Annotated in this window: 9 protein-coding genes; 1 reads left to right on the top strand and 8 read right to left on the bottom strand. The window is 52.1% G+C overall.

Annotated features, from left to right (window positions below):
• Positions 1 to 49: 49 nt before the first annotated feature.
• From BLQ88_RS05220 to BLQ88_RS05200, 5 genes are all read right to left on the bottom strand, one after another.
• Complete coding sequence (locus BLQ88_RS05220) at positions 50 to 1147, bottom strand: FecR family protein (RefSeq protein ID WP_090147394.1); 1098 nt, start codon at positions 1145 to 1147, stop codon at positions 50 to 52.
• A 108-nt stretch (positions 1148 to 1255) separates the two neighbouring features.
• Entirely contained in the window at positions 1256 to 1858 is a 603-nt protein-coding gene (locus BLQ88_RS05215; protein WP_090147392.1) for an RNA polymerase sigma factor, read from the bottom strand.
• 62 nt (positions 1859 to 1920) lie between these two features.
• Complete coding sequence (locus BLQ88_RS05210; protein ID WP_090147391.1) at positions 1921 to 3678, bottom strand: response regulator; 1758 nt, start codon at positions 3676 to 3678, stop codon at positions 1921 to 1923.
• 110 nt (positions 3679 to 3788) lie between these two features.
• On the bottom strand, positions 3789 to 4214 hold the full coding sequence (locus BLQ88_RS05205; RefSeq protein WP_229212586.1) for a response regulator: 426 nt from the start codon (positions 4212 to 4214) through the stop codon (positions 3789 to 3791).
• Positions 4204 to 5610: a PAS domain-containing protein gene (locus BLQ88_RS05200; RefSeq protein ID WP_090147390.1), complete on the bottom strand. Its 1407-nt coding sequence runs from the start codon at positions 5608 to 5610 to the stop codon at positions 4204 to 4206. The genes BLQ88_RS05205 and BLQ88_RS05200 overlap by 11 nt, the downstream gene beginning before the upstream one ends.
• Before the next feature lie 106 nt (positions 5611 to 5716).
• Here BLQ88_RS05200 and BLQ88_RS05195 point away from each other — a divergent pair, with 106 nt between their 5' ends.
• Positions 5717 to 6229, top strand: a complete 513-nt coding sequence (locus BLQ88_RS05195; protein WP_090147389.1) for a DUF4142 domain-containing protein — start codon at positions 5717 to 5719, stop codon at positions 6227 to 6229.
• Positions 6230 to 6367: 138 nt separating this feature from the next.
• Here the strand turns inward: BLQ88_RS05195 and BLQ88_RS05190 are convergent, their stop codons facing one another.
• From BLQ88_RS05190 to ppk1, 3 genes are read right to left on the bottom strand one after another with little or no spacing between them, the layout of a single operon-like run.
• Positions 6368 to 10159 carry a metallophosphoesterase gene (locus BLQ88_RS05190; protein ID WP_090147388.1) on the bottom strand — a complete coding sequence of 1264 codons (3792 nt, stop codon included), beginning with the start codon at positions 10157 to 10159 and terminating at the stop codon, positions 6368 to 6370.
• Between the two features lie 18 nt (positions 10160 to 10177).
• Entirely contained in the window at positions 10178 to 11041 is an 864-nt protein-coding gene (locus BLQ88_RS05185; RefSeq protein ID WP_090147386.1) for an SdiA-regulated domain-containing protein, read from the bottom strand.
• A complete protein-coding gene (gene ppk1, locus BLQ88_RS05180; protein WP_090147385.1) occupies positions 11041 to 13077 on the bottom strand; it encodes a polyphosphate kinase 1 in 2037 nt (678 codons plus the stop codon). The genes BLQ88_RS05185 and ppk1 overlap by 1 nt, the downstream gene beginning before the upstream one ends.

Here is a 13077-nt window from a genome sequence, read left to right as displayed (position 1 = left end):
CCTTCCCAGTCGCGTGGGCGTTGGGCATTATGGTGTATGGAACATCATTTCAATCGGCCTTGCAGCCGTCGCCGTGTATGATCACCTGCCCGTCCACCACCTCATATTTTGCGTGGATGATCCGGCAAATCAGATCCAGTTGCTCATACATCGGTAATCCCGAAAGATTGGCCGTCAGCTGGCAGTCCGACAGTCGTTCTTCGTTGAAAAACAGCTCTATTCCATATTCTTTTTCAAGCGTTTGGAATACATTACGCACTGGCGCCTCGTCGAAAACCAACGATGCCGCGGGCGCGTTAGTCAACCGCATGGGTGCATCTACGATCACTTTCACCAGCCTGGACTCCTGTTTATCGAACAATGCCCGCTGGTTAGGTTTCAATATCACGCCTATTACCTTACCCGGCGATCCCGCACCTCGCTCTTCGCGTTTCGAATACACCGATACCCGTCCTGTTTTGACGGATACCGAAGCGTCCGGATCTTTTTCGAACGACCTCACCGTAAAGCTCGTGCCGAGTACACGGGTTACCAATTCCTTCGTTTTCACGAGAAAAGGCCGGTCGGAATCGTGGCTGATCTGAAAAAAAGCCTCCCCTTTCAAATGGACCTCCCGCTTTTCCCGGGCGAATTTTTCAGGAAACGTCAGCTCGCTTTCCGGCGCCAGCGTCACTACGCTGCTGTCTTCCAGCAATATCGCCACCGGGTCCGCGGTATGGTTGAACCGGACCACAATACCCTCATTACGATCATGCATTCCGATCACCCGGGCCGGGTTATCCGGCTGCCTGCTCACTACACTGTACCCCAGCCAGCCAAGGCCGCCTATCAGACATATCGACGCTGCAATCCCGAGAAACCGGTAGAATGCAGGCGTCATGCTCGCCTGGCTACGCTGTGTGTGCCCACGTACCTGTGCGAGCATGTCCTGCACGCGCTCCTCCACTTGTTCTGCGTCTACATAGGACTCATTTTCTTTTAGCACATACAACAATGCACGCGCCTCATCCAGCTCTTCCCGGCGGTCGGGATGCTCTTTCGTCCAATTGTCCCAGAAAACCACGGCATCCGGATCCTGGTCGAATACCCAGGATCTGAAAAACGGGTCGGCGGCGAACTCGATGGCCGTATAATCTCGATAATTCATGGTTGGGGAACGCTGTTATTAAAGAGATACCGATAGCAGTATCCGGATACCATGATTTACAGATTTTTTTAAATAATTTTTATTGAAAAATTTGCAAATACCTCAAAATCAATAAAATAAAAGAAAAAGAAGCGCATTGATCACCGACGGGCTGAACCGCTTGCGAATTTGGCCGTAAGCCATCTGGAGTAAATTGGAAACTGTTTGCGGGGTAATGTCGAGCATGGTAGAAATTTCTTCACGGCTAAGCCCCTGGTAATATTTGAGGTAGATCACCTCCCGCTGCCGGGTGGGCAGAGCGTCCAGCATTTCGGAGATCACCTGCGCCTTACGGGCAAGGGTCTCCTCATTGATCATCCACCATTCCGGAGAAAATTCAATGGAGAATGCATACTCGTCGCTAAGCGGTGCGAGCGTATTGCTATTGAGCTGTCGGCGGTTGCGGGCTATTTTACGGCGAAGCGAAACCAGCAGATAGGCTTTGACGTGCGCAGGTTCCGTCACCCTTTCGCGGCAATGCCACAGATCGATGAAGACTTCCTGAATACAGTCTTTCACAAAAGCCTCATCTTTTACAAACTTGAACCCGTAGTTGAGCAAGCCTTTGAAATGCAAGCGCATAAGCTCCGCCAAAGCCTGGTCACTACCTTGAACCAGCTCTTTCCAGAGCCGGGTATCCCTGAATTGAGAAGAATTACCACCACTAGTCATGCACGGACCTTTTTTTGCTGGGTCCCAAAGATAAATTTATATCACTATAAACCTAATAAATATTATTTTACAGCTATTCCGAGAAAGGGAAAGATATAATCGTAGAAATCCTGTGGTATAAATGGTTTGATAAAATATCCCGAAAAACCACTGGCCATGGCACGCTCCTTCTCGTTTTCAAACGCCGAAGCCGTGAGGGCGATAATGGGTACATCGGGAGCGAGCTGGCGAATGAGCGCGGTGCTTTCGAAGCCATCCATGACCGGCATCCGCAAGTCCATCAGCACGAGGTCGTAATGGTTTTCGCGGAACATTTCGTAGGCTTCCTGCCCGTTAGATGCGGTGTCGTGGCGGATATTCCGGCGTTTCAGCAAATGGGTAGCTAGTACCAGGTTGGTTTTGTTATCATCGGCCACAAGTACCCGCACTTCCGGGATGTCTTCGATGATACCGGCAAGTAATGGCTCGCTGGTGACGAGGGGCTGCTCCGAATACGGCATCGACAGCCGGAACGAGAACCGCGACCCGCAGCCTTCCTTGCTTTCCAGCTGAATTTCACTACCGAAAAGGCGCATCAGCTCCCTTGAAATGGCCAGGCCCAGACCTGTCCCGCTCACGCTGTCGGAATGCGTGCGGGCCCTTACCTGCGTAAAAATCTCGAAAATGCCGGCCTGCTCGGAATCCGGGATGCCTATACCGGTGTCGGTTACGGCAAAATCGAGTGTTACCGCCTCGGGCGTACGCGCTGCCTCCCGCACATCCAGCGCCACGGAGCCGCTTGCGGTAAATTTGATCGCATTGTGCACCAGGTTGGTGATCACCTGGTTCAGGCGGAGACGGTCGGTGACGAGCTGTGCCGGCAGCCGTGGATCGATGGAGAAAACCAGCCCGATCCCTTTTTCATTGGCTTTCGGATCGAAGGTTTTTTTAAGTATGTCAAAAAATTCGAACGGGTTGAAGGGCTGCGGATCGAGCACCACGTGGTTGGAGTTGATCTTGTTGAAATCCAGTACGTCGTTCACGACGGCCATAAGGTGATCCGCCGAGAATTTCAGGGTTTTGAGCAGGTCATTCGGCTTTTCGCTGTGCTCCTCCTCCTGCATCATCAAATGCACCATGCCCACAATGCCGTTCAAAGGCGTGCGGATTTCGTGGCTCATCATCGAAAGGAAGTCCGTTTTGGCACGTGTGGCCTGCTCTGCAATGGTTTTTTGCTGTTCGAGGGCGTCGTTCTGCTGTTGGAGCGTATAGCGGAAGTAGAATTCCCGTTTGTCCTTGCTATAATTCAGTTTTACCACAAATGGAAACACAAAATGCGCTGCCATCACGAAAACCGCCCCCTGCTCGAAAAACTCGGATAAGGAAGTCTCGCTCAGGAAATGGATCGATGCCGGGTAGAGCGCCAGGCTCAATCCTGAAACCACCAGCGCATACCGCAGCGGCCAGCGCAGCACGAGCCCGGCGAATATGATCGCAAGCGTGAGGTTCAGGCAGGATTGTACGTATGAGAGGTGCGGTTTCGACAGCAGGAATGCGTAGAAGCAGATCAGCGTCACAAATGTGTAGAAGCTCATCTGCTGCCCGGAGATTACCTTCCTGTAATTCAGGAACATATACCCGAGTATGATTATCCCCGACAGCATATGTGCCGGTAATAATGTGTAAAAGAACGGGTCGCCTTTGAGGAAAAACGCAATCGAAGACAAGGGGTTGCAAACCAGGAAAGTAATGCAGAACAGACGGTTTTGTACCCGGGTCCTGATTTCCACCTCCTCCTGCCAAAGCTGCTCAAAAGATCCGGAATTGTAAAAATCTTTCAAATAGGAGCGTTTTTGAACGTTTAAAATCGGAAACTTCCCCTAAAAATAATAAAGACCCTGCATTTGTAGTTCAATTGCAGGGTTTTATTGCACTCTGAAATAAATGAGTTTCATTTCAATACGACATTGTCGAAGAATCCGCGTAGCTTATCGGACCCAATGATGCGCCGGCACGTATCCACAGTGAGCGGCTTCTGCTGGTAGTCGATCACTTGCCCGAAAGCGAATGCACGTGCCTTTTCGCTCTCTTCGGTGGCCGAGCTCACCATCACGATCAGTACTTTGGGCAGGTACGGTTTGTCGCGGATCGCGCCAAGGAACTCCCAGCCGTTCATGACAGGCATATTGATATCCAGCAATACCAGAAAGGTCGTTTCCAGGGCCTGGTTGGTATCCAGGTAGTCTAATGCTTCCCGCCCGTTATAGCAAAGCACGGTGTCGCAGGCGATCCCGCTTCTTTTAAGAAAAGTGTCATGTAGAAACAACATGACCTTATCGTCGTCCACCAAAAGGATTTTAAGCCCGTCATTCATCATCGTTCTGAACTTTATCAGCTTTGCTTACTATTTTCCGGATCACCTCATCCAGCTCGTCGGCCGAAGACCTGATCAGCCCTAGCGCCATATCGACCGGCATTCCGCCCGTGTCGCCCGTTTGAAGGAGGTCTACCAGGCCCATCAGCCGGGTGAGCGGCGCCCGCACGACGTGCGACTGCGTCCAGGCTATCTCCCGCAACTGCTCGTTCTGCTTCCGGTACCGCTCGTTGCTGACTTCGAGATCCCGGGCTTTGAGCACCGCGTCGGTAATGTCCCGGGAGTTGGCCACCACACCACCCACTGCCGGATCGTCCGTCATATTGGTGGCGATCGTCACAATCCACCGGTATTCCCCGAAACCGTCCATAAAGCGAAATGGCTCCGTGCGAATCTGCCTGTGCTCCCTGATTTTTAAAAATAGTGCCAAAACAGCCTGCCGGTCGTCGGGGTGAATCCAGTCGAATGCATTTTTCCCGACCAGGTCATCCGGCTCAATGCCCAGGATGGGCCGGCAGCTCTCACTTACAAATTTGTAATTTCCCTGTTCATCGAGGATCGCAATGAGGTCTGCGCCCTCCTGGACCAATGCTTTGAACCGCCGTTCGCTCGCCATGAGTTCGCGCTTTTTTTCGAGGCGCTCCGTCACATCCGTGATCACGCACATGTGCAGGCCCGGCAAAATATTGGATTTTGAATTAAAACTACCGGTTATGAGCGTGCCGTCCTTCCGCCTGATCTTCATCAAACCGTTGAGAATTTCACCATTGAGGAAGTTCTTCCATACCACATCGAAGGCCATTTCTTCCGGCATCAGGAGAAAGTCCGTAATGCACACTCCCCCAAGATCGCCGATTTCGTATCCGAGGATCCGGCGCGTCGCATCGTTCAGGTCTGTGCAGCGGCCTTGATCATCGCAAAGCACGATCGCGTCCGAAGTATTGTCGAAGATCGCTTTGAATTTCTCTTCCGAAGCCCTTCGTTCCCGCTCCGAGGCTATCCAGGAAGTAATGTCGGTGGAGAGTACCAGCTCCGCCTTTGCGCCATTGATATAAACGATGTTGCTCTGAATCAGCACGTCAATGACCTCGCCATTCTTTTTTTGGTGCTTGTAAGTCCCCGACGAAAACATCCGCTCATGCTCCCGCACTATTTTCACGGCATGGAGCACTTCGGGGATTTCCGTTTCCGGCCTGAGCATCAGGATCGTCATATTCAGGAACTCTTCCCGGTCAAATCCGTAATGCCGCACGGCAGCTTCATTGACATCCAATATCGCGTAAGTTTCCACATCATAAACCCACATTGGCTGCGGATTAAGCTCAAATAAATCGTGGTACATTACTTCCGAAGCCTGCGGCTTCCCGTTTTCCAATCCTTCCTGCTTCGCTATACTCATTTATTCAAACCCTTCGTGAGGCGGGTAATTTGTAGACTTAATTTTACAAATTTAAAATCTACTGGCATAATAATTATCCCCGGGTTGCAAAACAATCGAGAAGTTTATGCGCGGATACCTATTTTTATTACTAATAGCCCTGTTTTTCTCCGGCACCGGCTGCGATAAAGACAACACAACCGACCCGGCGGTGATCGGGGAATTAGATAAGCAGTTTCTCCTCAGTGCCGCCGATGACGCACTGTTTCAGGTAAATGCCGGACAGCTGGCCGCTTCGGGCACAACGCAAAAGAATATTCAGGATTACGGGGAAGAAATGACGAAAGACAATACGCAGGCGGGGCAGGAATTACAAAAACTCGCAGGGGACCGGCAAGTGGAACTTCCTACCACGCTCTCCGACGAACGCCAGCAGCAACTGGACAGCCTCGCCATGCAAAAAAGTGAAGGCCTGGATACCCTCTACCTCAACCAGATGATTGCGATACAGGAGCGGGTCGTACACATGATGGAGATAGAGGGCGCTTCGGGGAAAGATCCCGAACTGAAACAATGGGCCGAGGATCGCCTGCCCGTAGTCCGGGAGTTCGAAGAGCGTGTTAAAGCGATGCGGGAGTAGCGGCCTGGCGGCCGTGACCGCCGACCGCTGACCGCCGACCGCCGACGGCCTTCGGCCTGACCATGGACCATTCGCTGCTGCGTAGCTGACCTGCGCTAAACAAGCGATCGGCGGTCAGTGGTCGGCCGTCGGCGGTCATCAAAACCAAAACCCAAGCTGCACCGCTATCCGCGGCTTTTCCTCGTTCTTCTCTTTCGGGATGAATGCGCCGGCGGCGATCGTTAATGCATCGACCGGCGATAGCCAGATGCCGCCGCCGTAATCATAGTGCCATTTGTCCGACGACTCGCCTTCCAGCCATACGCGGCCGTAGTCGAAACCGCCGAAAATGCCGTAAGTAAGCGGTAATGTGGGATTGTAGCTGCTACCCAGGCGAAGACGCAGGTCGGTGTCGTGCCAGACTGAGCTTTTTCCGTAGAAACGTTCCGTTCGATAACCCCGAAGCCCCAGTTTTCCACCAATATTGGGCATTTGGAAAAACTGGAAGCCGCTGCCGAAGTTTACGCCGGTACCCAGCTGCGTGGCGAGGATCAGGTTTTCTTTCTGGTCGAGGGCGGTGTACCAGGCGAATTGTGCTTTAAGACCGGTAAAATTCTTGTCGCTTTTCAGATCCGTCGTCCAATTCAATGCGGCATTGAAACGAATGCCGGAGTGCGGCGAGAAAATGTTATCGATGCTGCTGAAATTGAATGTAAACTTCGCCCCGCTGTAATATTTTGTTTTAAAAATATCGCCGGGCAGGCCGTTCTCGGTGCTGGTGATGTACCTGTTACCCGTTGCCTGAATGTCGTTCAGTTCAAATACAGGCCCCAATGTAACGAAGCCATTATGCCCGCCGAAGCGCTTTTTGATTGCGGGATAGACGTAAAATGCGCTCTGCCGTACGCGGTAGAAATTCGCATCGTCCACAGGCCGCTCGGTTTCGTTGCCTAATCCCGCATAGTTGAATGCATAGCGCGGGCCGCGGTAATAGCTGTCGAGGTAGAAGTCGATTTTTTTGAATGCATTGATAAAATCCCCGGTATAGTTGACTTTGAAACCCTGCGTTCTCACCGCAAAGCTTCCGCCAATGGATTGTACCGACGCATATGGCTCTTTTTTGAAACCATATTTGGTGATGTTCACCGCACCGCCGAGGAAGAAACCGTCGTCCGGGTTGGCGCCGAGGAGTGGAAGCGGCAATGTGATATCATAGTTGCTATCGGCGCTCCGGCGGTCGTACACATTGAAACGGTACAGGCTGGTGCGTTTGTCTTTCGTATCGGAGCCGGGGATGATGGTATTGTTTTTCAAATCATCATAAACAAGCGTCTTCTTCCCGCCTCCGCTCACGCGTGCGCTATCCGCGAAGACATCCTTACCCAAGCCGCCGATCAGCCGCAGCTTCACGCCTTTCCGCACATCGCCTTTGACGATAAACTCGTCGTCGTCGCCATTACCGTAAATATTGATGGCGTGTGTGACGGCATTCTCGAAAACGCGCTGGTAGTTCTGGTGTTTGATGCGCCCCTCCTTACTGGTTTCGTACACGGTCACACGCGTATGCGCGTCGTCGATCCGCTCGATCAGGAAGCGTTCCTGCTCTTCGGTACCGATCACGTTTACCTCTCTGCTTACAAACTCGTAATGTGTCCGCGCGATTTCCATCAAATGCGCCCGGCGGGCTTTCAAACCTTCGATCATTTTGGGTGAGGCCATTTCGCGTGCTTTGGCCGGCCAGTCTTTGAAAGAAGCTTCGATAGCTTCGTCCGTGAGGTTTTTCTGGATAAATTTCACCTGCTCCTCCCATTGCTCCCAGCTGAGTTCATTCAGGAAAGTCCGGTCGAAAAGGCGGGCGCTCCAAGTGGTCCATTTCATGCTCTGGATCTCGGGACCATAGGTTTGCAATTGCCGCAGGAAAGGTAATGTCTGCCGGGCGATATTTGTCAGGAAGCCGTCGTAGCGCGAAAACGCCTGGTCGCGGTCGCGGGGAATGGGGCGGTAAATGGTGGTACCGTCCTTCTGCTTGGTCGAAGCCCAGGCCCATTGGTCGTCGTGACGGTCCCAGTCGCCGATGACGAAATCGAGCAGCCGGGTACGGATCGCCCATTCTTCATCGACTTTATTTTTACTATTTTCCAGCAATGCCTCCACGAGGTCGGGCGTGCTTACAATCTTGTCGGGATTCCCGAAAAAATCTGCATCCTTCCATCTTTTGCCGTCGGGCCGCTCTTCCACCAGGTTCATGGAACCGCCAAAAAGGCTGTTGAATGTCCCCAAACCGGGTTGCGCCGGCACATAATACATTCTCGGGTTGGCGTGGTACACGTTGATCGCCCCGGCCAATGCAGGCATGTTCAACGGTGCAAACGGGTTTGTGGAAAGGAAGTTGTCTTCCACGAGGTATTGTGCGGCGATCATCTGGTTGAACGGAAACGGCAGGAACCGGCTCACGTCCTTGGTAAGGCCGCGCATGGCATATTCCCTGCCTTCCGCATCTTTCAGGCGCAGGGAGTTGGTCTGGTTACCGCCGCCTTGCTTGGTAGGCACGACACCGCCCTTGTAAGTGGCCAGATCCAGCACCGGAAAACGGTATTGTTGTAGGTACAAAGGCCGATAGTGCTCGCCTAGCATGGCTTTGTGCACTTTTCCGATGGGTTTCACCTCATTACTGGTGATGAATTTCGTAGTCGAATCGGCGTGCTGGTTGTATTCGGTGAATGCCGTGGTCGAATCCGGTATTTCGATTTGCTGCTTGTCCTTCACTTTGTGCTGGAAAACCAGTTTGGCATCCTTGCCATCCGGGGTAACCTCCCAGAATTTGGCCCAGGTTTCGCCATCCTTGTAGAAGCTCAATGTCGAAAAACCCAGTTTGGAAGACGAAAACATCGAACCTTTCCCCAAACTTACCGGGCTCACTTTGGAGCCGCTGCCGCTCACGACAAATTCCTGCCCGTCGTTCTCGATAAACTGCAATGCATGCTCGTGCCCGCTCGCAAAAATGAACTTGCCATTCTTCTTTGCGCCCGCGAGCACAGCCGTACGAAGCTCTTTGTAATGCTTGTTGGCCACATCCTGCCGCGAGCCGATCGTGGCGCGGAACAATGCGCTGAGGCTGCCGATCACCGGCAGCGGAATGTAGAGTTTCGGATTGAGTTCGGTAAGCGGGAAAATATGCTGCTTAATGGTAAATCTTCCCCCGTGCGGGCCGTAAGTGTAAGGCGGGTGGTGCATCGCGATCACGACGTGTTTGTTGCGGTATTTGCGCACCACATTCTCCCACACAAACCGGAACTGCTCGCGGTTCTTGATCTCGCAGCCGTCGTTGATCTTCTGGTCGCGGTCCCAGTCGGTGAGCCACCATTGCGAGTCGGCGACGATAATCACCACATTATCATTCAGTTCCACCACCTCCGGGCCGGAGCAGCCGTTCAATGGCAGGAAATAATCTTCGTATACTTCCTTGTCCTTCTTGCCGCGGGCCTCGTTGATGTGCTTCTGAATGTATTTTTCCTGCCGCTTCAAACCTTTAACGCCCCATCCGCGCCAGTCGTGGTTGCCGGGTACGAAAACGGGATGGCCTTTGAAATTTTCAAGCGTTTCGAGTTGGGAATCAATGCGGAACTCGGCCAGCCTACGGGCGGCTGAATCCTCCGAGGGCGGCATACCCGATTCGTAAATATTATCCCCTAAAAACAGAATGGAGCTGTTTTTGGATTCGGTACCAAGCTTTGTTTTAAGGTATTCCAAAACCGGCGCACGGTTTCCCGGCGTGTCGTTGCCCGCGTCGCCGACGAGGTACATGGTATGTTTCAGTTCCAATGCAGGATCGGGCGAGGCCGACTGCCATTGCGCACCTTCTTTCGAGAAGCGGGTTTTATAGCTCGCACAGGACGATACACCTGCCAGAACTGTCCCGAACGCAAGTAAACGGAGTAAATATCGATTCATAGGATGTCAGGAAAGGCCCTACCGGCCCAGTTTTCTGAATTTGAGCACATTACCGCTGAAAAGGTCGTCGCCTTCATTGGAAATGTACAGGTTACCTGCATTGTCGAATGCAATGCCTTCCGGCTGGATGAACATGTTGCTATTCAAATGGTGGACGTCTTTCACTTTCCACTGCCTGTCGGTCACGACGACCATCTGGTTCACAGCCGAAATAATGTACCATTCCAAGGTAACAGGATTCCGTGCAATGCCCGACGGCCTGAAACCGCGCGCTACCTTACCGGTAATGGCTTTGATCTCCTCCACATTGATCGCAAACTTACCCGATTCCGCGATTACCGAATCCGACCCGGTTTTCAGGATATAGCCCGAAACGCTGTTCTTGGAATCGTCACCTGCACAGTTTTTGCAAATGACAAACAGCTCTCCGGTACCTTCATCGCCATACATTCCTTCATATTCGCCTTTGGGTAAAAGACCTTTCACCTCTGCTACATCCTCCGGCTCGTCGTAAACCGCGTCCGCCATCGGGAATGTATAAATGGTACCATTGCTTTTCAGGATGTAAGCACGGTCGTTAACAATCGAAACATCCTCATAATCACCTTTTTTACTGAATTTCGTATGCAGCTGCTTCGGCACATCCCACGCAAGCCTGAACAACTTGCCATCCTCGTCCTGAATCGCATACACCGTATCGCTCTGCCCCTTGTCAAATGCAATCCCCGACACCTCGAACAGGCTTTCGGGCAGGTTAAATTTTTCAGGTTTGTTGAAATCGTATTCGCGGAATGCCTCCGCTTCTTTTTGTGTCGAATTGCAGCCTGTCAGCAGGCCCAGCCATACGACAGCCGCAAGTATCGATCCGTATTGGTTTTTCATCAGAATGTCTTTTTAAAATTTTCTACCGTGCCCGTCAGGTAATGGTAAATGGCCTCCTGCGAGCGCACGTCCCCGGGAAGTGTCGTAACGGGCGCATTATGCAGCTTTTCGTCAATCCATACGGCTTGGACGGTATCCTCCCATTGCAACGCGAGAATGTCAATAAGCTGCTTTTTCAAATCTTCGTGGTAGATCGGGAAACATACCTCGATCCGGCGGTAAATGTTGCGGTTCATCCAGTCGGCGGAGCCCATGAATACCTCCGGCTGGCCATTGTTATGGAAGATAAAAACGCGCCCGTGTTCGAGGTAGCGGTCCACAATGCGCTTGATGCGGATGTTTTCACTCTGTCCCGGCACACCCGGTACCAGCCTGCAAATGCTCCGGACGATCAGGTTAATGGTAATGCCTGCATTCGAGGCTTCGTAAAGTTTGTTGATCAGAACTTCCTCTTCCAGGTTATTGAGCTTGATGGTAATGCCTGCCGGCAAACCGTTTTTGGCATTATCAATTTCCCTGTCTATCAATTCGACAAACCGGTTTTGCAGATTGAACTGCGCCACCAGCAAATGCCTGAAACGCATGGCGTCTATCTTTTCCGGCTTTTTCTTTTTACTTAAAAAACCAAACAGCTGCTCGGTTTCTTTCAGCATTTCCGGGTGAGCGGTCAGTAAAATATGGTCGGTGTAAAAGCGGGCCGTGCCTTCATTGAGGTTACCCGTCGCGAGCAAGCCGAGGTACGAATGCGTTTCATGTTTCCGCTTCACCAATGCCAGTTTCGCATGCACTTTCAATGCATTCACGCTGTGGATAATCTTCACGCCGGCCGACTTCATTTTCTTCGCCCAGCGGATATTGTTCGCCTCGTCGAAGCGTGCTTTCAGCTCCACCAGAACGGTCACTTTCTTGCCATTTCTGGCCGCGCTGATGAGCGCGTGGGCAATTTTCGAATCGTACGCGACGCGGTACATCGTCGTGTAAATCTCCTGCACCGACCGGTCGATCGCGGCTTCGTTGAAAAAACGGAGAATGGTATCGTAGGTCTGATAGGGCGCGTGGACCATCAAGTCGCGTCGCGTCAATGCTTCGAACAATGTTTCGGGCTCTTCAAAACCTTCCAGATGCTGCGCCGCGGGCCAGGCCGGGTAGGAAATCGCCGGGGAAGCCACGGGCAGTGACGACAGGTCTTTCAAGTTATGGTATCGCCCGCCTTCCACGAGTGACGCTTTTTTCAGATCAAACACATTCACGATGTACTGCAAATGCCGCAATGACAGCCCCGGCTCATACAAGAACCGCGTCGCCAGTCCGAAATCTCGCTTGTTGAGCTGCTTTTCGACCTGGTCGGCTACGTCTTCGCCGTCTTCGTCGAGCAGGTCCAGCTCCGCATCGCGGGTAACCTTGATATTGAATGCCTTAATGTCCTCCGCGTCCGGGAAAAGGATGTTCAGGTTACAGCGGATCAGGTCTTCGAGGAAGATGATGTATTCTCCATCCGGCTGTTTGAACTTCACAAAGCGGTCGAGCTGCGGAACGGGGATGTTTACGAGCGCGATTTTCTCCTTATCGCCCGGTAGTTGCAGGATTACGACAATGTAAATCTGGTTATTTTCCGGGAAAAAGGATGTCTTATCGTTCAGGTAAACGGGCTGCAAGAAGCCTGCTATTTGTGTAAAAAAATAGCGGCGTGCGAAAGCGGCAATCTGTTCGGAAACCGATTCTTTATACAAAAAATGAAACCCTTGCCATGCCAACGCAGGTATGACGGATTTGGTGAGAATGCGCCCGAACTCCTCCTGCTGGCGGTTCACCGTGGCCTCTGCTTCAAGATAGGCGTTGCCGGCGGAATCCTGCATGGCATTTTTTTGCAGGTAAGGCATTCGTACCCGGTAAAATTCATCCAGATTGGACGAGTAAATCGACAAAAACCGGATCCGTTCCATCAGCGGGACAGACTCGTTCGCGGCTTCCATCAATACTCTTTCATTGAAAGTAAGCCAGCTGATATCCCGGTTGAAATAGCGGAACGCTTCCAT

Origin of the sequence: Dyadobacter soli, assembly GCF_900101885.1 — a bacterium.
GTDB classification, from domain to species: Bacteria; Bacteroidota; Bacteroidia; order Cytophagales; family Spirosomataceae; genus Dyadobacter; species Dyadobacter soli.
Note: the sequence above shows the minus strand (reverse complement) of the source record. Positions and strands in the feature narration are given on the sequence as shown.

Coding starts and splice junctions, on each gene's coding strand:
- BLQ88_RS05220 (WP_090147394.1), bottom strand. CDS start 1,147: ATGAATTATCGAGATTATACGGCCATCGAGTTCGCCGCCGACCCGTTT.
- BLQ88_RS05215 (WP_090147392.1), bottom strand. CDS start 1,858: ATGACTAGTGGTGGTAATTCTTCTCAATTCAGGGATACCCGGCTCTGG.
- BLQ88_RS05205 (WP_229212586.1), bottom strand. CDS start 4,214: ATGATGAATGACGGGCTTAAAATCCTTTTGGTGGACGACGATAAGGTC.
- BLQ88_RS05200 (WP_090147390.1), bottom strand. CDS start 5,610: ATGAGTATAGCGAAGCAGGAAGGATTGGAAAACGGGAAGCCGCAGGCT.
- BLQ88_RS05195 (WP_090147389.1), top strand. CDS start 5,717: ATGCGCGGATACCTATTTTTATTACTAATAGCCCTGTTTTTCTCCGGC.
- BLQ88_RS05190 (WP_090147388.1), bottom strand. CDS start 10,159: ATGAATCGATATTTACTCCGTTTACTTGCGTTCGGGACAGTTCTGGCA.
- BLQ88_RS05185 (WP_090147386.1), bottom strand. CDS start 11,041: ATGAAAAACCAATACGGATCGATACTTGCGGCTGTCGTATGGCTGGGC.
- ppk1 (WP_090147385.1), bottom strand. CDS start 13,077: ATGGAAGCGTTCCGCTATTTCAACCGGGATATCAGCTGGCTTACTTTC.